Source organism: Thermogemmatispora carboxidivorans, from assembly GCF_000702505.1.
In the GTDB taxonomy this organism is placed as follows: Bacteria; Chloroflexota; Ktedonobacteria; order Ktedonobacterales; family Ktedonobacteraceae; genus Thermogemmatispora; species Thermogemmatispora carboxidivorans.
The window spans coordinates 5,073,925-5,092,820 of sequence record NZ_JNIM01000001.1; the positions used below are offsets into that span (position 1 = coordinate 5,073,925).

Below are 18,896 nucleotides of genomic sequence, written 5' to 3' on the forward strand. Positions count from 1 at the left end.
AAAGAGGAATAGCATGCGGTTTGGACGGTACAGACGATACCCCAGGCTAGCACTAAGCGCGCTTTTCATTGCGGGTATCATCTTGCTTCATGCCTGGTCCCCCCTGACGCCGGCTCCGGCAGCCCAGGCGCACGCTTTTGTGATTGGCTCCGAGCCGATTGACGGCTCAACGGTCACAATACCGCCAAGGGTGGTTCGCATCTTTTTTAATGGGCCCATCAGCCCGGCCAGCAGGGCCCTGGTCTTCGGTCCGAACGAGCGCGTTGTGAACGCCGCCGCCAGCTATATCCCCTCCGGTCATCCCCGGGAGCTGGATACTCCTTTGCAGCCAAATTTAAGCGAAGGGAGCTATCTGGTTCGCTGGACAGCCCTGGCCGCCAACGACGGGCGCACAACCCAGGGCGCCATTGGTTTCAATATCGGTCACTCCAGCACCGGCCTGCCCGGGCAGACCATCCTCGGCCCGAGCACCAGTAATTACTTGCCAACGCTCGATCTGCTTGGCATCCTCTCAGTAGCCTGGGAATGGCTGGTCTTGATGGCACTGACCTTCTGGGTCGGCTTGCTGGTCATGGAGCAACTGGTCATGGAGCGCCGGGCACGTTCGCTAGACCTGCTCATGCGAGCGCGCGCCCGAGCCCGCCCCTTGCAATGGCTCTGCCTGGCTGCTTTGCTGGTCGGCGAAGTGATTACCTTGATTCTGCGCTCTGCCAGCCTCAGTCAGACTGAGGCTAGCGGCGGCATCGATTGGCAGGCTCTGCGCTCCGTACTGTTGACGACTTCCTATGGTCCGCTCTGGCTGGCACGCCTGGCCTTGATTGCTCTGGCCCTGCTCTGGCTGGCCGTAACTGGCCACCGGCGCACCCCCAAAGGAGCTACCGCCGGCGTGGCGCGCGTGCTCCAGCGCCGCCACGGCTCGCGCTTCGGACAGCTCCGGCGCCAGGTGACGCAGGAGTACCGGGTCACAAAGGAGCTGGTGACGACCGAGGAAATTCCCCCAGGCGGCAGTAGCCTCCCGCTTTCACCCTGGGATACCTTGCTCTGGCTGACCCTGGCCGCCCTCTATTTGCTCGCCTGGACGTTGACCAGCGATGAGGTGCAACAGGCCTCCCTCCACATCAGCGCCATCGTGCTCTCCTGGCTGGCCCTGCTGGCTCAGGCCGTCTGGCTTGGGGGCCTGGCCTACCTGGGCTACGTCTTGCTGCCCTTGCTCGCAGTCGTTGAGCCGGACCATCACGCCGATCTACTGGTGACCCTGACTCGTCGCCTGACCCCGCTGCTACTGATGGCGATGGCTGTGCTGCTGGTCAGTCAGCTCTTCCTCGCGGAGAGCGTCTTCTCTGATCCCCAGGCCCTGCTCTCGACCGCCTATGGCCGCACTCTGCTGGTGCGCCAGGCACTGATCGCTCTCCTCCTGGCTTTGACACTCTTCATGCTCTTCCGTATCACGCCTCGGCTGGCACGCCAGACGCTGCTCTTGCCAGTGGTCGACGCCGAGCTGCCAGCTCGCCGTACGCGCCGCGAGGCCCTCCTCCAGACAGAGCGCCACCTCGGGCGCCTGCTAAAGGTAGAGTCATGGGTGGGCATGGCGATCCTGCTCTGCGCCGCCCTGATGAGCTTCTTCGCTCCCCCCATTGTTTTCCCTCAGCTCAACTACGCGCAGGCAGTCCAGAACCAGAATCAGACAGGACAGACAACGTCTCCAAACGCACCGGTGACCGCGGCGCAACAGGTTGGCGACCTGACGGTCTCGCTCCTGGTGACACCAGGCCGTGTCAATAGCCCCAATACGGTCGTGATTGTCCTCACGGATAGCCACGGCCAGCCCGTGACCAATGCCCGCCTGAGCCTGGCTATCAATATGGTGCTGATGGATATGGGCACAGTCCAGCAGACGCTCAGTCCAGGACAGCCAGCTTATGTGGCAACCTTCCCTCCGCGCGCAACCTTCGATATGGCAGGTCTGTGGAAGCTTGAGCTGACCATCGAGCGCCCCGGTCAGACACCGCTGCAAACGATCTTTGAATTCACCCTAAGCTGAGTCAAGCGCGAGATCTCACCCTGCCCGCACTACCTGGCTGGCTGGCAACGCAGGGCACTCTGTCTGCCAGACCAGCTAGCTAGCCAGCCAGGTCAATCCCCTAAAGGTCGGGACGCGGCTCCTCCCAATGGCTCGCTTCGCGTAGCGCCTCCCGATGACGGGCCGCCCGCTCCACATAGCGCTGAGCACTGCCACGGATGTGCTCGATCTCCTCCGGCGTCAGAGCGCGTACGACGCGCACTGGCAACCCAAAGGCGAGCACCCCACCCGGAATCGTTTTGCCCTCGCTCACCAGAGCACAGGCCCCAATCATGGCCTCTTCCCCAATGCGCGCACGATTGAGCACAACCGCTTTCATGCCCAGCAGGACACGGTCGCCCAGAGTCGCACCGTGGATCACACAGCCATGACCAATGGTGCATTCCTCGCCGATGGTCAGGGGAGCGTCGGCATCAAGATGCAAGACACAGTTGTCTTGAATGTTGGTACGCTTCCCGATGACGATCGGACCCGTGTCTCCGCGAATCACGCTGTTGTACCAGATGCTCGCTCCTTCACCGATGGTCACATCGCCTATGATGTAGGCGCCAGGAGCAATAAATACATTTTTTGCAATACGCGGCCAGATTCCATTAAAAGGCAAGACAGGCATTTCGTTCCCCTCACAGGAAAGTCTCCAACGGCTGCGGGCCTCCAGGACAACGGCCAGTTCCCTGACCGACGCTCACCCGCTCTCTCATCATAGTACTCGCCACCCCGCCCACCAGACAACGCTCTTCCCGCTCTCCCCAGCTCCTGCCCGCCTTCTTCTATTGATATATATCACTATATTAGATGCAAAAGACGTTTTTCCTTCTTGACGTGGTGGCTATCCTCGTTTAGTATAGAAGCGTTCTATTGACACACTGTCTGTCAGGCGGTAGCAGTGCAAGAAGGGTAGAAACGATGTCAGGTCTATCGACCGGTTGGAAGAGTGAGAGACCATCGTTACACGGAACAGGCCGCACCTTGCGTCATGGCGAATACCGCATTGAAGGAGCCTTGAGCTATGGAGGAGCTGGGCGCCTTTTCCTGGCGTCACACGTGACGCTGGACACGCCGCTGGCCCTCAAGCAGCTGCCAGGCGACCGGCCATTGCCGGAGAGCGTTGCCGAGGAGCTGGATCTTGCCCTGACTCATCGGCAGAAGAGGGCGCCGTTGACTCGGGGGCAGGAGGACTTCCCCCTCAGCGGTGGCACACACACCGATCGCTTTGTGCGTGAAGCGCTCCTGTTGGTGCGCCTGCGTCACTCGGCCATACCGGTGCTCTATGATTACTTCTTCGAAGATGGCTACTGGTACCTTGTCCTGGAATACTGTGCAGGGCCAACGCTGGCCAGTTATCTGCGTCAGCAAGGGGCGCTGCCACCCCTGGAGGCGCTCAGCTATGCCATGCAGATCTGCGATCTCCTCGACTATCTGCACTCCCAGACGCCTCCAGTGATCTACCGCGGCCTGCGCCCTGCCAGTGTAATTCTGACCTCGGGCGGGCGACTGGTCTTTTTTGACCTTGGGTGTGCCTGCTATCTGCGCAACGGCCAGCTCTACGCCGACTTCGAGCCGGGCATTCCTGGCTACGCTGCACCCGAGCAGTCTCAACGCGGTGGTCAGTGCGACGAGCGATCAGATCTCTTTAGCCTGGGCGTCCTGCTCCACGAGATGGTCACCGGCCAGAACCCGCTTGGCAAAAACGGGCGCCTGGAGCCGGTGGCACGTCTCAACCCTGGCCTCTCGCCGGCGCTGAGCGCCCTGATTACCATCGCCACGCGGGCGGACCCGCTCTATCGCTTCCAGTCAGCACGAGCCTTCTTTCACGCGCTCGAACGGATCGTCTCCCTGGAAGAGCGTCGGGCCTATCAGCGGCTGATGCGCCTGCACCTCAGCCGCAGCTCCAGCGCTGCCGGCTCCAGTCCGGCCTCGACCGCGGGGGTCGCTGCCGCGGCCATCACGCTGAAAGCGCTGGCCCCCGCTGATACCCAGTCAACTCTCCCAACCTGCTCGCCCGAAGAGTTCGCCGCCGAGCCAACGATGGCGATCCCCGCCGAGCAGTTCAAAGCCGCTGCCTCCCCGTCCGAGCAGACTGCCCAGATGCCAGCCGTTCTTCCCCAGACCCAGGAGCGTTCTCTTCGTCCTTCGCAGCAGTTCAAGCGCCGCCATCGGCGGCTTGTTTTTTTCCTCGTCTTACTCGTGCTCCTGCTGCTGGGTATCTTCGGCCTGAGCCTCTATCTGCTCAGCCAGCTTCAGGATGCTCCTTTCTGGCTGGGGGTCAGGATCTCGTAGATCAGCGGGCCGCTGCTGACCGGGGCCTCGCTCCAGCGATAACAGGCAAGCAGCTCGTGACGAATGGCGGCGCACTCCTCCTCACTGCGTGCGTGAATCTCGACGAGTGGATCGCCTGTTTGGAGATAGTCGCCGACCTTGGCCTGGAGCAGCAGCCCGGTCCGGTGATCGATGGGATCGCCTTTCTTGAAGCGGCCCGCACCCAGGCGCATGGCCGTCAAACCCAGGCGCTCAGCGTGGATGCCAGCAATATAGCCGCTGCGTGGGGCAGTGAGCATGCTCATCACCGGCGCTCGCGGCAGACGCTCTGGCTGCTCTATCTGCCGCGGGTCGCCCCCCTGAGCCTGGCAGACCTCAGCGAGCTTGGCCAGAGCGCGCCCGCTCTTGATCGCCTCCTGCACCTGTCGCCCGGCCTCCTCGCGTGTGGATGCGGCACCGGTCATAACGAGCAGCTCGGCGGCCTCGTGATGGCAGAGCTGGCTGACATCCTCCGGCCCCTCACCACGCAGAATGGCAATGGCCTCGGCCACTTCCAGGGCATTGCCAACGGCTCGCCCCAGCGGCTGCTCCATCGCTGTGACTGCGGCCTCTGTATAGAGACCAGCACGCTGCCCAATCTCTACCATGATACGCGCCAGCTCGTGGGCCTCCTCGCGTGTCTTCATGAAGGCGCCCGCCCCGACTTTGACATCCAGCAGCAGATGGGAGGCTCCCACGGCCAGTTTCTTGCTCATAATGCTGGCCGCGATCAGAGGAATGCTATCGACTGTCGCCGTGACATCGCGCAGCGCATACATCTTGCCGTCAGCTGGCGCCAGCTCTGCCGATTGGCCCGCGAGGACCAGGCCATGCTCCTGCAAGATGCTCAGAAATTCTTCGCGGGTCAGGGCTGCGCGCAGTCCACGAATGGACTCCAGTTTGTCAACGGTGCCCCCTGTATGACCCAGGCCACGCCCGGTCATTTTGGCTACTGCCACGCCACAGGCGGCTACCAGGGGCGCCACCGCCAGGGTGACCTTGTCTCCCACTCCGCCCGTGCTATGCTTGTCTACAACCGGCCTCAGCCGCTCGCGCACACGCAGCTGTTCGCCTGAGCGGGCCATTGCCAGCGTCAGATCGCTCGTCTCGCGGTCATCCATCCCCCGCCAGCAAACCGCCATCAACCAGGCCGCCATCTGGTAGTCCGGGACCTGCTCGTGCGTGTACTGCTCGACTAACCAGTCGATCTCTTCGGTGGTGAGCGCCTCCCCGTTTCGCTTCTTCCTGATAATTTCAACGGCTTGCATGCTGCTTTGCTCTTCCTTCACCCTGTAATGTGTCCGCCTAAGAGCGTAGCTGCTCCGCGGGCCATTCCTCAGTGAGCACAATGCGCACCGAGTTCACCTCGAAACCCCGATGGGTCTCGATCAGATAGCGTCTGATGAGCTGCCCCCCCAGGCGGACCCGCCGGTCAAAGGTGAGTCGCCCATTGTTGAAAGCAAAGCGCAGATCGCTCTCTTCGCAGAAGCCGCGGATAATCATGCTATCGTAGCGCTCGTCATCATGCTCAGAGAGGGCCTTGTAGAGCGTGGCAACCTGCTGCCAGGCGGGACAAGGGGGATAAATGATCTCGACAACCTTTTTGTTGCCGGCCTCTAGCCTGTTGCTTCCCACGGTGTAAGTAAGCGCCGTTGCTGTTGCCAGCTCTTGCAGCTGCGCCAGTGTCCTGGGTGGAAAGCCCTCCGGCGGACCAGGAGAGGCCACCGCCTCCCCCAGCGGGGCCGCGGCTGCGGCTACGGGCTGAGCTGTGGCTTCAACAACGCCAGGACCTGGCAGGCGACCCCGCTGACCCCGCACCGCTGGCGATGGCGGAACGGCTGGCGGCACTACTGGGGGGCGCGTCGACAGGAGTGGCTGCTGCACCGCGCCGATGGCTCTCCCACAGCGCGGGCAATAGCGTGTTGCATCCGTGTTGACCTGACCACAATAGGGGCAACGCATAGTTTTCTCCCTCCCTCTGCTCCTTCAGAGTGGTCGGCTCTTGACCAGCAATCAGCCAGTTCAGTATATCACGCACGGCGGGATCGCTCCGCTCGCCCGGCCAGACCCCCTATCTTCGCCTCTGCGTTCCCAGCCGTGACTTTCGTCATAGGCATAAACGCATGTATTGATGCCTTCTAAAATAGGTCGTTCGATCCTTCTTGGCCGGCCTGGCTGTCCTTTATACTACCTTTGCAATCAAGACCAGGCAAGAGCAACAGAGTGCGGGGGCGAATGCCAGCGGCAGCAACGCCGGAGAGAGATCCCAGTACTCAGACTTGCCACAAAGAGCTATCGTTGCCCTCATAGAGAGGAGAGGAGGGATCAGGGAGTGACAGCAGAGCAAGAGCCACGTTCCAGCACTGAGAGCCAGAGCACATCTGTGGCGGCAACCAGGTCCGAGATCAGGAGCCTTGTCGAGGTGCGCAACCTCGTCAAGCGCTTCGGTAAGCTGGAGGCCGTCAAGGGCGTCTCCTTTAGTATCAAGGAAGGCGAGATCTTTGGTCTGCTCGGACCGAACGGGGCTGGCAAGAGCACGATCATTAATATCCTATGTGGTTACCTGCCACCAGACGAGGGCGAGGTCCTGGTCTGTGGCTACTCTATCAGACGAGAGACTCAGGCCGTCAAGCGCCTGCTAGGGGTGGTACCCCAGGAGATCGCTCTCTACCGCGATCTCAATGCCTTGGAGAACCTCGATTTCTTCGCCTCGCTCTACGGCGTGCCAGCCCACGAGCATCAGGCCCGAGCCGAGGAAGTGCTTCAATTTGTCGGCCTCTACGAGCGCCGTCAGGAGCCACTGAAGAACTTTTCTGGTGGGATGCTGCGTCGACTCAATTTCGCTGTGGCTCTGATGCATCGCCCGCGGGTCTTGCTGCTGGATGAGCCAACCGTCGGCGTTGATCCTCAGTCGCGCGAGCACATCTTCGAGAACATTGAAAAGCTGGCCGCCAGCGGCACTACTGTCCTCTATACTACCCACTATATGGAGGAGGCCGAGCGACTCTGTCAGCGCATCGCCATCATGGATGAGGGGCGCATCATCGCATCGGGGACGCTGGAGCAGCTTCTGGCTATGCGCGATCAGACACGCACCGTCTATCGTCCCCACGGACTACAGGAACTGTTCATCCAGTTGACCGGCAAAACCTTGCGCGATCTCTAGCCCGGTCGACCCGGCCTTGCCCAGGACGGCGCTCTCCTGAGTGAGAGGCGCCTTCCTCAGACATGCGACCAGATTAGGAGGATGGAGCGGCTATGCGAGCCATGTTCTCAATTATGAAAAAAGACTGCTTACAAATGATGAAAGACCGATGGTCCTTCATCTGGATGCTGCTGGTTCCACTGGTACTCGTTGCGACGGTCGGCTTCGCCCTCAGCGGTGTCTACGGAGCCGGCCAGAACACTATCACGATCCAGGTGGCAGTCAGCGACCAGGACCACGGTCTGGTTGGTCAGACGGTTTTGAAGGCCCTGGACCAGCATAGTCAGCAGCTCACAATCCAATTGACACGCTATGACGACGCCGCTGGCGTCAAAAAAGCTGTCGCCGACGGACAGGGCGCCGTGACCGGCGTGGTCGTTCCAGCGGGCACGACGGCCAAACTGCAACAGGCAGCCGCACGCGCTGAGCCAACGCAGAACCTGGTCCAGATCTATACCATTCCGAGCAGCAACGACCCAAGCAGCGCTATCGTGCAGAACCTGGTCACGAGCGCCGTCGGGCAGCTCGCCACAGCTACCTTTGCTGGTAGCGCCGCCATCCAGGAGGTTGAACGCATCTGTCAGCAGCCCGGCAATCATTGCGCGCCGGGCAGCGTTAACCCGCAGAGCATCGCCAGCAACGTGGGCGCAGCCAGCTTCCAGGAGTTGCCCGCTGCCCAGGTGACCAGCCTCCACGCCGGCAATGTGCCGCCCCAGGTCAACGTTTTCGACGTGGCCTTGCCCGGTTACGCCATTCTTTTCGCCCTCTTCGGCCTGCAGTCGGTAGCGGGCAGCATTCTGGAGGAGCGCGAGAGCGGGACCTTGCGCCGCCTGCTGATCGCACCGGTGCAGCGCTATGCTCTGCTCGGCGGCAAGCTGCTCACACAGTTCCTGGTGACCATGTTACAGCTTCTTATTCTCTTCGCGATCGGTAGCTTCGCCTTCAAGCTGCACGTCAGTAACTGGCCTGGGGTGATCATCCTGCTGGTGGTTTCCAGCTTCGCCATGACCGGCTTCGGCATCCTGCTGGTCTCGCTGGTGCGAACGCGCCGCCAGCTCGCCCCGGTGCTGACTATCGTCACCCTGACAACCTCGGCCATCGGCGGGGCCTGGTGGCCACTCTGGCTAGAGCCACAATGGCTGCAGGCCGTGGCTCACGTGGGTATTGTGGCCTGGGCAATGGAGGCGCTCAACGGCCTGATGATCAGCGGGCGCACGCTGGCCGAGGTGCTGCCGAATATCATCGCTTTGATCATCTACGGTCTTCTCTGCTTCGCTCTCGGCCTGGTCCTCTTCCGCTTCCAACCAAGAACAGCCAGCGCCTGACCTTCCGCCAGCAGGAGGCAAGCAGCCCATTGCCTTGCCTCCCTTCCAGGCAACAGTAGCAGGCCCAGGAACGATCTGGCATGGTGAGCTGCCCCAGTCCCTCCCTGGACCTGCCACTTTCGACTTCAGCCAATGCAACCGACTCGCTCTATAGAGCGTACCAGCGCTGCCGCCAGGAGCATGAGCGTGCGCTTCAACAGGTCAGTTTGGCTCGGGCCTCTTGCTTCAAGAGCAGCTCAAAGAAGCGATCCAGGCGTTGTAAAAAGAGCTGTAACGTCTCATTATTGTCACAGATTTCTATAGTCTGATGCAAAGGAAAATCCTTTTTCATCAGGGGGAGCTGCTCGACGAAGCCATCATCGTGGTAATAGTTGCGGAGAATCTGCTCTGAGACGAGCTGGCAACCAGTCTGGCAGTAGCGTTGGCGCACGCGCTGAATGGCAGTCTCTACATCGATGCGAAAGTAGAGCAGCCGGGCATTGCGCAGAAATTTGGGGCTGAACAGGCGGAGGGCATGGAGATAATCGTCACGTGCAAATTCAAGCATGGCCAGGCCGTTGTCAGGATAGCGGGAGAGATGCCGCTCGACGCGAGCTTCAGCCTCAAGGAGGACCTCATCCATGACGCTGAAGTCCAGCACATCGAAGCCACAGTAGCGACCATTCACGATCAATGGCCGAAAACGACGCTGTTCTGCATCGGCCTGACATTTCTCCTCTAACAGGTCGTAGTCGTCGACATGCGTGGCCCGCAGGCCAGCCACAGCAGCACGCCGAAGGAAATGGTGAGCTGCCGTCGTCTTGCCACTTCCCGGCCTCCCGAGGAGTAATACAGTGAGCGCCATCATACCAACTCCTTTCCAACCTCACGGGTTCCCGCGCCCCCTTCAGCAGTCGTCTTGTATAACGAAGTGGAGGATCAAGCACGGGCTTCTTGTGTTACAGCCTCTGCCTTTAAATAACACTTTCACATGAATATAACGTCTCAGGGAGAGAACTTTTCGCCGTCAGGCCCCGCAGGAAGCGATTGCGGTACCGTTGTCAGAGCGGAAGGCCAAAAAATTCGTTCGGGAAGAGGGAGAGAGAGGGGCTGGTGGCGACGCAGGGCTGCAGAGGGAGAGGAAGAGGGGCAAAGGAGAAGGCGGGCAAGCTTGGATGAGGCAGCCTGGCCCGCCCGTTGCGTCGTCGGGGACAGGTAGAGGAGATGGCCAGCTCACGAGTCGCTGGGGGATTCAAGTCGAATAAAGCGCCGGACGTGGGGGCCACGGTCCTCGGCCTGGGGGTCCCAGCTGATCACGCAATTGCCGCCTTCCTCCTGTCCCAGGCTGAGCGCTTGATCAAGGTCGCCGACAATCAGGCTGCGCACCTCAGCCAGGGTCGAGGTGGGGGCTGAAGCATAGCGCAGCAGCAGTTCGATCAGTTTCGTCCGTAGATAGAGCGTCACCCCGAGGCGCACGCTCACATCCGACAGCTCCACGCTGGTCTCGGGTGGCTCCAACTGCCAGACCGACTGCTGCAGAAGCTCTACGCGATAAGGGCGCCGCAGAGCCTGGCGCAGCGTTTGAGCAATCTGCCGCGCCCGTTCTAGCGAAAGATTCTTGAGGAGCAGATAGAAGCGTCCACCATAGATATGGTAGAGACGGCAATCGACGAGCTGACGCTGAATGCGCTGGCCAATGGCCTGAGTCAGATTGCGTAGTGCCAGCTCGCCATAGCGACGGACTATCTGGGTCTGATTGTCAATATCAAGGGCAATAATCGACAGGGTCTCCAGTTCGCCCACCTCGCGCAGCGGAAAGAGATAGAGCAGCTCCGTGGGTCCAGCGTCCGCCACAGTCGGCGTTCTCATTGAGGCATGAGCGGACGAGTGCTCTTCCTGCCGCTCCTGACCCACATCCGACCCAGTCCTTACGGCCTCATTGCCAGCCAGAGTAGTTTGTTGCTGTAAATGAGCGAGTAATGCTTCGAGATCACGAATAAACTCGTTCTCCGAGAGGAAATTGATGAAGGAGCTATTGACGACCTCGGGCGCCTTCACCAGCTGCTCCAGGCCCTGCATGGCATCGAGCCTGGCCCGATAGAGCAAGAGCAGGTCCTCCACGATCAGGCCCATAAGGCGTAGCAAGCGGAGATCGTCTTCGGAAAAAGCTTCCTGGGTAAGGGCGAAGACATAGAGGACGCCGAGCGCCGCCCCAGACTGACAGCCAATGGGAATGGCCACAGCCGAGCCACCGCCCCCAAAGTGCTCGGGCCAGTGCGAGAGGCCCGCGCTGTCGCGGATAGCCAGGCGAGGACGATAGAGGAGGTAGGGGCTGCGCAGAGCACGGAAATAGAGATAGCTCTCATTAGGGAAAATGCGCGATTGACCTGCACGATGCGGCGAATGACGACTGCAGGCCATGACTAACAAGACCTGCTGCCCCGGCGGGGCCGCTGGATCTTCAGGCATCATCAGGCAACAACAATGCCAGCGGTCAACACCCGCTGGCGTCTGTCCCCCCAAGGCAATAATCAGATCCATCAGGCCATTGAGCACGCTATCTGAGGGATCTATGCCCCTGGGAAAGGCGCGCGCAGGATAGAGCCAGTTGCGGAGATCGGGAGCGAAATACAGAGCCCACTGGCCGGCACAGGCATAAAGAGGAGCGAGCAGGCGGCGCACGGTCTGGACAACCGGGCGCTGCAGATTGAGAGAATACATCTGGCGTGGAACGATCAGCAAGGTGGGATCGGCGGGCTGGGCCTCTCCCTCGGCCAGAAGGGGCTGAATGCGGAAATCGCTGGGGTATTCGAAAGCGGGAGCCGCTTCAAGAAAGAGGTGAAGGGTACGACCGTGGCTGAACCAGCCAATCAGGGACTCACCAAGCCGTGCCAGCTCCTCGGGCAGGCGCGGCTGCCAGAGCTGGCCACCGCCGGAAGCCTGACGCGGCAAAAGAATCGCCGCATGGCTGCGCGAGAGATCCTCACAGAGCAACAGCAAGGCGTGATGAAGAGCCTGGCTGGCAAAATAGCGCCAGAAGATCGCTCCCTCCACCTGGGCTACGCGCCGATCAAGCGGCAAAGGAGCGCTGGTCAGATGGCCGCCAGTCATACCATGCCCCTCGCCATTGAAGCTGGCCGGCCCAAGCGAATGCCAGAGATCCGCAATGTTGAGAGGAATGGCTCCCGGCGGGTAACCAGCATTGATCAGATCACGGATCACCGCCAGCTTCTCCAGCTCAGCGGGCGGATAGCGCCGCTGGCCGGTATTCGGGCGCGAGCGCAAAGGGCGCAGCAGACCACGCTCCTCCCAGTCGCGTAGCTGATTCTCCGTAAAATCGAAGAGCTGGGCGGCCTCTCCAATCGTCACCGTCAACTTCTCGCTGACGAGCTGGAGATAGCCGCGAATCCGCTCCCAGGTCTCCGGCTGCTGCAGATGCTTGCGAATGCTCTGGAGCACGCGATCATCCATCCTGTCCTCCTCTTCTGTTTCACCAGGCAAAGCGTCCTTCCTTCTCCAACGACAACAAGCGAGTGAGCGAGCTTGCTGACTGGTTGGCCGGCTGGCTGACAGAAAAGTAGACCCGCCCGCTCACAAACGCTCACACTGACAACGGGATACGCGCGAGAGCAACCGCCCAGCACCCCCCTCCACTTACGACAATGCGCCGTGCAAGTGCTGCAAACGTTGTAACAATGACAAACATTCTACCGGCCCTATGCTCCCATGTCTCTATTATAACGAAACCATAGCTCTATGTCAACTTTTATGACCTTTCAGGAAGACTCCCCTTGACAGAGAGAAGTTTCCTGCTGTATACTACTGATGCATACTAAGATTATCTTCAGGCTTTCCCAGATTTCTTTATATTTAGCTCCTTCTCCTGGTTCAGGGAGCGCTTGCTCGCTTGTGTGGCAGGGATCAAGAGGGGAAGGCACTGGCCTGGTTGGGCATCTCTGGGTCACTGCGACTCACGTGCTCGCTCTGCCCAGAGGTCCCCTTCGCAATTCTTGTGCGTAGACCAACCTCTGCTGGTCAGAGGCGAAAGGAAGCGCTTATGACTTTGCGTTCTGGCTTTTCCTGCCGCAGCTCTCCCGATGTCCCTGGCAGCGATATGCCCTGGGAACAGCTCTACTGCATCCTGCGCCCCAGAGTGGCTCACTGGGTCCACTCTTCTTCTCTCTCTTCCTGGTCTAGACAGCGCGATGAGATCGTCACCGATATCGTCCAGGAGACGATGATGCGCCTGCTCAACTACGCACGACGAGCTGAACGAGGAGAGGTGGCACCGATCGATTCGCTAGAGCACCTGAGCCTGATCGTGGCCTATAATTGTTTCCGCGATCTCTGGCGCCGCGATCATTGCCTCATCTATATTATACAGCAGGATTATGCCGCTCAGCGCGCCAGCTCACTCTCCTCTTCCCTTGACCAGTTCGAGGCCGTCCTTGATCATGTCTTCGAGGAATGGCTCTTCTCTTTCCTGGCCCGCGAGATTGTCAACTTTCCTGAGAAGCAGCGCACTGCCCTCCTGATGGATCTGGCCAACCGCATGCATTTTGGTCCGCAGCCGACGGTCCTCCAACGTGCCTTTCTGGAGGTCGGCATCGACCTGCAGCAGTATCAGCGCGAGTTGCCTGCCGATCCTGCGGAGCGCGGACGCCACGCTTCTCTGTTGAGTCTGGCCTATAAGCGCCTCGCCAGAATCGTTCAGGGCCAGCTGCGCGCTCAGGCCGCCTGAGCTGACGGCCTCGCTCCCTGGCCTCCCCCGGTAGCTGACTGCTCTGGCTTCCGGCGCTCTGCGGCCTCGCTCCTCTTTCTCCTTACTTACAGGAATGGGTCAGCCTGAACCCGGCTCTGGTCAGGTTTCCTCTCCTCTCCTCTCTCTTCCTTCGCCCGTTCCCCCTGTCATCTACGGCTTGCAGCCGCTCGGCTGCGAACGGTACAATAAGAGCAACTGCGCGGCGCTTCTCGCGCTATGTTCGCTCGCTACGGCCAGCTCGCTTCCCGGTGCTGGCCCTGGTTCCCTTGAAACAGGTGCAATGTCAGCCACATTCTCGCAAGCCTACCTCTCGGCCCTGCAGCCCTATGAGGAGGAGATGCTGCAGCGGCTGGCCCTGTTGGTCAATATCGATTCGGGTACTGGCCAGGTCGAGGGGATCACGCGCATTATGGGCTACCTCCGCTCCTGGTTGGAGGCGCTCGGTTGCTCGGTGACTCTTCACGACGGCGGCCAGTATGGCCCCCACCTGGTGGCCCGCCTGAGCGGAAGCCGCCTCGCTGGTGGCAGGCGCTTCTTGCTGGTGGGGCACGTCGATACTGTCTATGCTCCAGGCTCCGCGTCAGCCTGCCCTTTCCGCCGCGATGGCGAGCTGGCTTTCGGCCCCGGCGTGATCGATATGAAGTCGGGTGTCATTATGGCGCTCTATAGCCTGCGTGCCCTGCTGGAGTCGCACTTCTCAGACTTCTCGGAGATCTGCCTGGTCCTCAATGGCGATGAGGAGATGGGATCTCCTTCGAGCACTCCTCTCCTTTGGGAGCTGGCTCGTCAGGCCGATGTCGGCCTGGTGCTGGAGCCAACCCGCTCACCAGAGATTATTACGGAGGCCCGCAAGGGAGCCGATCGCTATCTGCTGGAGATCAGTGGCCGGGCAGCTCATTCGGGAGCTGAGCCGCACCGGGGCCGCTCGGCAGTCATTGAGCTGGCCCATAAGATTGTGGCGATCGATCACTTGCATGCACTTCTGCCAGGAGTGACCTTCAATGTGACCAGGCTCGGCAGTAGTGAGCTGTTGAATGTGGTGCCCGAGATGGCCCGTTGCTGGATTTCGGTGCGGGCTTATACTCAAGAGGGACTGGAGGCCGCCGCCGAGGCTCTGGAGCAGATCGCAGCCTGCTCCAGCGTGCCCGGTACCCGGGCCCGCCTGACGCGCACCCGGGGCCGCGTGCCTTACCAGGCGACACCCCAGGTCCGGGCTTTGGTGGAGGTGGCCCGTCTGGAGGCGCAGGCGCTTGGCCTGGAGCTGGTGGCAGAGGCGAAGGGGGGTGTCTCAGACGCCAATCTTTTGATGCAGGCTGGCCTCCCAACCCTGGATAGCCTCGGACCAGTCGGGGGCAAGATGCACGTCTTGCGCGAGGAGTTTCTGCGCATTCCTTCGCTGGCGCTGCGTGGGGCCTTGCTGGCGGGCGTGATCCGTCAGCTGGCGCTCCAGGCTGCACCCGCGGCAGAGGGCGCAGACGCGCCCGCCCGGTCTTGAGCGAGCCATTGCCGTTTGCTCTAGCGGGCAGATGGATGCAGATATACGACGATACGCAAGGAGGGAGCAGCGCCTCCTCCCCAGGCGTAAACGCCGGGGCTGGCGGCGCCGCGTAGTTCGGTGAGGGTGAGCATGCCTTTCTCTGCAGCAGCTGCTGCTGATCGCTATTTATTGCTGGCGCCCACGGTACGCGATGCTTTGACCGAGGGCCGCCCTCTGGTGGCTCTGGAGTCAACGGTGATCGCTCACGGGCTGCCTTATCCAACCAATGTAGAGACGGCTCTGGCAATGGAGGAGGCCATTCGGGAGGAAGGGGCTGTGCCGGCAACCATCGCCATCGGCGGCGGGCGGATTATGGTCGGGCTGGAAGCAAGGGCCCTTGAGGAGCTGGCCACGGCTGAGCAGGTCTTGAAGGTGAGCCGGCGCGATCTGGCGGTCGCCCTGGCGAGTCAGCGGCTGGGAGCCACGACGGTCTCCGGAACAATGCTGTGCGCCCATCTGGCCGGTATCCGCTTCTTTGCTACCGGCGGCATCGGGGGCGTGCATCGGGGGGGCGAAAGTACCCTGGATATCTCCGCCGATCTGATGGAGCTGAGTCGAACGCCGGTCCTGGTGGTCTGCGCGGGAGCCAAGGCAATTCTGGACCTGCCCCGGACCCTGGAATATCTGGAGACACAGGGGGTGCCGGTCCTCGGTTGGCAAACAGATGAGTTTCCGGCCTTCTATACGCCGCGCAGCGGCCTGCGCTTGCAGCAGCGCGTAGATGATGAGGCACAGGTGGCCGCTATCGCCCGCACACATTGGGACTGCGGCCTGGCCGGCTTGCTGGTCTGCTCGCCAGTACCGGCGGAGGCAGCCCTGCCCGCCGAACAGATGGAGGCGGCGATCGCCTCAGCGCTGTCCGAAGCCGAGGCCAGGGGAATCCACGGCTCCTCTCTGACACCTTTCTTGCTACGCCAGGTCGCTGAGACTACTGGAGGCAGCAGCATTGAGGCCAATCGCGCCTTGTTGATCAATAATGCCCGCGTGGCTGCTCGCATTGCGCGCGCTTATTATGCCTCCGCTGGTCAGCTCTGAATCCGCCTGGCGCCCTGCTTTCCGTTGCCAGCCCCTTCCCAACCAAGGAATCAACTGTCTGGCCAGAATGACAGGTTGCCTGCCAGGGGTCGGCTCCTTCCTGTTGATTTCTGGCCGGCTAAGGACTACAATAGGAAACTGGAAAGCACGTGCCAGAAAGGAGACGTGCCTTGAGATCCCGGGCGACGACGCTGTTCGCTTGGCAGGTCGGGGCCTGGTTACTTGACCTCGCCGCGGACCCCCTGGGTACTCCGCGAAAGGAGCTTTGTCACGTGATTTCTGTTGCACCAAAGGGCAAAGTCATCGGCAGCATTCTTCTGACGATTCTCTGGATCTGCTGCTTTCTTTTCATAAAGCCGACGCTGGTCTTCGACTTCGGCGGTGGGGTGATGATTAACCTGCTCCTGCTGGCCGCAATCATCGGCCTGCTGGTGCTGGTGCTCTATCATATTTTCTACCCGTCCCCGCCGATTATTACGAAGCTGAGCCTGACAGTTGCCCTGACATTGGTCTGGCTTGCCCTGATCATTTTCTATCCCTTTAAGGACCCCAATAATACGGCGGCGGGCGCCGTCGGCTTCTTTACTCTGATCGGTGGACTCGGTGTTGCGATCCTTTGGGTCTACTTCTTCTGCGATGAGCTTATTTGAGGGTCCCGCTTCTGTTGGGACCGTCATTCGCACGGCAGACACCTGGCAGCCGCTCCCCAATTTCGAGGAGCGGCTGCTCTTGTTTTGCTCGGAGAGTTGCCCTCGGGAAAGGAGCAGAGCCACAAGCGGCAGAGCTGGTCAGTGCTCGCTTAATGACGGAAGTGTCGCCTCCCGGTGAAGATCATGGCAATGGCATGCTGGTTGGCAACACGGATAGAGTCCTCGTCCCGAATGGAGCCGCCAGGTTGAATGATGGCTGTCACTCCGGCTTTGGCGGCAGCCTCGACGCCATCGGCAAAGGGGAAGAAGGCATCTGAGGCCAGGACAGCCCCCCGGGCACGCTCGCCGGCTTTCTCGACGGCCAGTTGTACACTGGTGACGCGGTTCATCTGGCCAGCTCCAACGCCCACGACCGCCAGCTTATGCGCCAGAACGATGGCGTTCGATTTGACATGGCGTACGACCTTCCAGGCGAACATGAGGTCGGTCATTTCTTCCAGCGTTGGTTTGCGCTCGGTGACAACGCGATATTCTAGCTCGTGCTCGCCAATGAAGTCGGCTGTCTGCAGGAGGAGGCCGCCGCTGACGCTGCGGATGTCAAAGCGCCCCGATTTGAAGATCTGAGCGTTGAGGGTCGAAGGATCGATAGGGGCATGCGTGGCCAGCAAACGAATGTTCTTTTTCTGGCGCAGGATGGCCAGGGCCTCGGGCGCAAATTCGGGGGCGATGACGGCCTCGTAGAAGAGCTGGTGAATTTCTTGCGCCACGTCGACCTCTATAGGCCGGTTGCAGCCGATGATACCGCCATAAGCCGAGACCGGGTCACCGGCATGAGCTTTGCGATAGGCTTCGAGCAGGGTATCCCCACAGGCCAGACCACAGGGGTTGGTGTGCTTGATGATGGCAACCGTAGGAGCAGCAAAGCTGCCAGCAGCAGCCAGGGCCGCATCCAGGTCAAGCAGGTTGTTGAAAGAAAGCTCCTTGCCGTGCAGTACTTCAGCTGTGGCAACCGCCGGTCGACATTCTTTGATGGTTGAGAGGCCTCCCCAGCGGTAGAAGGCCGCCCGCTGATGGGGGTTCTCTCCGTAGCGAAGGGTCTGAATACGCTGCAGAGGTAGGGTGAGTTCCTCGGGGAAGTAGTCGGTGTCCTGGCTGCGTAGATATTCGGCTATGGCTGTGTCGTAGCTGGCCGTATACTGGAAGGCAACGACAGCTAGCCGGCGCCGGGTCTCCTGGCTGACTTCACCGCGCTCCTGCCACTCCTGCAGGACCGGCTCGTAATCCTGGGGACGCACCAGGACAATGACATCCTGGAAGTTCTTGGCAGCGGCGCGAATGAGCGCGACGCCCCCAATGTCGATTTGCTCTTGGGCTTCTTCCAGGCTCACACCTTCACGGGCCACGGTCTCGATGAATGGATAAAGATTGACGGCCACCAGGTCAATAGGGGCAATGCCATGCGCTTCTAGTTCGCGCATGTGGGCTGGATCAGAGCGCCGCGCCAGGATGCCACCATAAATATGAGGGTGGAGCGTCTTGACACGCCCCCCGAGGATTTCTGGAAATTGAATGAGGTTGCTGACTGGTTGAACCGCTACACCGGAGCTCTGAAGGGCCGCCGCGGTTCCTCCAGTGGCAAAGATGGTCACCTGGCGCTCTGCCAGGGCACGCCCTAGCTTGTCTAGATGTTCGTGATTGGCTACGCTGATGATTGCTCGCATGCTGGTTCGTTCCTTTCGCTTGGCTGGGCTGCCAGTAGAGCCACTTTCCACGTCGATTACTAAGCTATGCGCTCGCCTTCATACCCGCCTGCCCCGCCCACGCTCACATGGCTTCATAAGCTGAGTGGCCGCCACGACACCCGCTCCCGACGGGGCCAGCGCTCTACTCCGACCGGCGCCTGCCACCAGGTGGAAGGTGTTCTCTTTCTCTCTGCCCGCCTCTCTATCCTCTTCTATAGCTAAAATTTTTGAAGATCGCTATATCTCTCCAGTAGACAATACGCTCTCTACTCCTCTAGATACG

Annotated in this window: 14 protein-coding genes; 8 read left to right on the forward strand and 6 right to left on the reverse strand. The window is 60.7% G+C overall.

Annotated features, from left to right (window positions below; translation table 11 throughout):
• Positions 1–13: 13 nt before the first annotated feature.
• Positions 14–2,041: a copper resistance CopC/CopD family protein gene (locus N688_RS20000; protein ID WP_052890930.1), complete on the forward strand. Its 2,028-nt coding sequence runs from the start codon at positions 14–16 to the stop codon at positions 2,039–2,041.
• Between the two features lie 100 nt (positions 2,042–2,141).
• Here N688_RS20000 and N688_RS20005 read toward each other — a convergent pair whose 3' ends face one another.
• The gene (locus N688_RS20005; RefSeq protein WP_052890931.1) at positions 2,142–2,693 is read right to left on the reverse strand and encodes a gamma carbonic anhydrase family protein; all 552 of its coding nucleotides are present in this window, start codon (positions 2,691–2,693) and stop codon (positions 2,142–2,144) included.
• 293 nt (positions 2,694–2,986) lie between these two features.
• Between N688_RS20005 and N688_RS20010 the strand changes: the two genes are divergently transcribed.
• On the forward strand, positions 2,987–4,360 hold the full coding sequence (locus N688_RS20010; protein ID WP_081839053.1) for a serine/threonine protein kinase: 1,374 nt from the start codon (positions 2,987–2,989) through the stop codon (positions 4,358–4,360).
• Here N688_RS20010 and N688_RS20015 read toward each other — a convergent pair.
• Positions 4,321–5,646, reverse strand: coding sequence for a thymidine phosphorylase (locus N688_RS20015; protein ID WP_052890933.1), 1,326 nt, complete (start codon positions 5,644–5,646; stop codon positions 4,321–4,323). The genes N688_RS20010 and N688_RS20015 overlap by 40 nt on opposite strands.
• Before the next feature lie 37 nt (positions 5,647–5,683).
• Positions 5,684–6,340 carry a zinc ribbon domain-containing protein gene (locus tag N688_RS20020; protein WP_052890934.1) on the reverse strand — a complete coding sequence of 219 codons (657 nt, stop codon included), beginning with the start codon at positions 6,338–6,340 and terminating at the stop codon, positions 5,684–5,686.
• A 370-nt stretch (positions 6,341–6,710) separates the two neighbouring features.
• Here N688_RS20020 and N688_RS20025 point away from each other — a divergent pair, with 370 nt between their 5' ends.
• Together N688_RS20025 and N688_RS20030 are read left to right on the forward strand one after the other, a co-directional pair.
• A complete protein-coding gene (locus tag N688_RS20025; RefSeq protein ID WP_238321097.1) occupies positions 6,711–7,544 on the forward strand; it encodes an ABC transporter ATP-binding protein in 834 nt (277 codons plus the stop codon).
• A 113-nt stretch (positions 7,545–7,657) separates the two neighbouring features.
• A complete protein-coding gene (locus N688_RS20030; protein WP_272945057.1) occupies positions 7,658–8,908 on the forward strand; it encodes an ABC transporter permease in 1,251 nt (416 codons plus the stop codon).
• A gap of 193 nt (positions 8,909–9,101) precedes the next feature.
• Here the strand turns inward: N688_RS20030 and N688_RS20035 are convergent, their stop codons facing one another.
• Positions 9,102–9,755, reverse strand: a complete 654-nt coding sequence (locus tag N688_RS20035; RefSeq protein ID WP_156025548.1) for an ATP-binding protein — start codon at positions 9,753–9,755, stop codon at positions 9,102–9,104.
• 365 nt (positions 9,756–10,120) lie between these two features.
• The gene (locus tag N688_RS20040; RefSeq protein WP_052890937.1) at positions 10,121–12,358 is read right to left on the reverse strand and encodes a MerR family transcriptional regulator; all 2,238 of its coding nucleotides are present in this window, start codon (positions 12,356–12,358) and stop codon (positions 10,121–10,123) included.
• A 586-nt stretch (positions 12,359–12,944) separates the two neighbouring features.
• Between N688_RS20040 and N688_RS20045 the strand changes: the two genes are divergently transcribed.
• The 4 genes from N688_RS20045 (at position 12,945) to N688_RS20060 (ending at position 16,871) form a co-directional block, all read left to right on the forward strand.
• Complete coding sequence (locus N688_RS20045) at positions 12,945–13,628, forward strand: sigma-70 RNA polymerase sigma factor region 4 domain-containing protein (protein WP_052890938.1); 684 nt, start codon at positions 12,945–12,947, stop codon at positions 13,626–13,628.
• A 301-nt stretch (positions 13,629–13,929) separates the two neighbouring features.
• Positions 13,930–15,144: a M20 family metallopeptidase gene (locus N688_RS20050; RefSeq protein ID WP_052890939.1), complete on the forward strand. Its 1,215-nt coding sequence runs from the start codon at positions 13,930–13,932 to the stop codon at positions 15,142–15,144.
• 132 nt (positions 15,145–15,276) lie between these two features.
• Complete coding sequence (locus N688_RS20055; RefSeq protein ID WP_052890940.1) at positions 15,277–16,221, forward strand: pseudouridine-5'-phosphate glycosidase; 945 nt, start codon at positions 15,277–15,279, stop codon at positions 16,219–16,221.
• 272 nt (positions 16,222–16,493) lie between these two features.
• Positions 16,494–16,871 (forward strand): hypothetical protein, encoded by a 378-nt coding sequence (locus tag N688_RS20060; protein ID WP_052890941.1) that lies wholly within the window; start codon positions 16,494–16,496, stop codon positions 16,869–16,871.
• A 149-nt stretch (positions 16,872–17,020) separates the two neighbouring features.
• Here the strand turns inward: N688_RS20060 and purH are convergent, their stop codons facing one another.
• Entirely contained in the window at positions 17,021–18,592 is a 1,572-nt protein-coding gene (gene purH / locus N688_RS20065; RefSeq protein ID WP_052890942.1) for a bifunctional phosphoribosylaminoimidazolecarboxamide formyltransferase/IMP cyclohydrolase, read from the reverse strand.
• Positions 18,593–18,896 lie beyond the last annotated feature (304 nt).

Excerpts from the sequence above, each read along its gene's own strand:
- N688_RS20005 (WP_052890931.1), bottom strand. The coding sequence starts at position 2,693 with ATGCCTGTCTTGCCTTTTAATGGAATCTGGCCGCGTATTGCAAAAAAT.
- N688_RS20020 (WP_052890934.1), bottom strand. The coding sequence starts at position 6,340 with ATGCGTTGCCCCTATTGTGGTCAGGTCAACACGGATGCAACACGCTAT.
- N688_RS20055 (WP_052890940.1), top strand. The coding sequence starts at position 15,277 with ATGCCTTTCTCTGCAGCAGCTGCTGCTGATCGCTATTTATTGCTGGCG.
- N688_RS20045 (WP_052890938.1), top strand. The coding sequence starts at position 12,945 with ATGACTTTGCGTTCTGGCTTTTCCTGCCGCAGCTCTCCCGATGTCCCT.
- purH (WP_052890942.1), bottom strand. The coding sequence starts at position 18,592 with ATGCGAGCAATCATCAGCGTAGCCAATCACGAACATCTAGACAAGCTA.
- N688_RS20050 (WP_052890939.1), top strand. The coding sequence starts at position 13,930 with ATGTCAGCCACATTCTCGCAAGCCTACCTCTCGGCCCTGCAGCCCTAT.
- N688_RS20000 (WP_052890930.1), top strand. The coding sequence starts at position 14 with ATGCGGTTTGGACGGTACAGACGATACCCCAGGCTAGCACTAAGCGCG.
- N688_RS20010 (WP_081839053.1), top strand. The coding sequence starts at position 2,987 with ATGTCAGGTCTATCGACCGGTTGGAAGAGTGAGAGACCATCGTTACAC.
- N688_RS20030 (WP_272945057.1), top strand. The coding sequence starts at position 7,658 with ATGAAAAAAGACTGCTTACAAATGATGAAAGACCGATGGTCCTTCATC.
- N688_RS20035 (WP_156025548.1), bottom strand. The coding sequence starts at position 9,755 with ATGATGGCGCTCACTGTATTACTCCTCGGGAGGCCGGGAAGTGGCAAG.
- N688_RS20040 (WP_052890937.1), bottom strand. The coding sequence starts at position 12,358 with ATGGATGATCGCGTGCTCCAGAGCATTCGCAAGCATCTGCAGCAGCCG.
- N688_RS20015 (WP_052890933.1), bottom strand. The coding sequence starts at position 5,646 with ATGCAAGCCGTTGAAATTATCAGGAAGAAGCGAAACGGGGAGGCGCTC.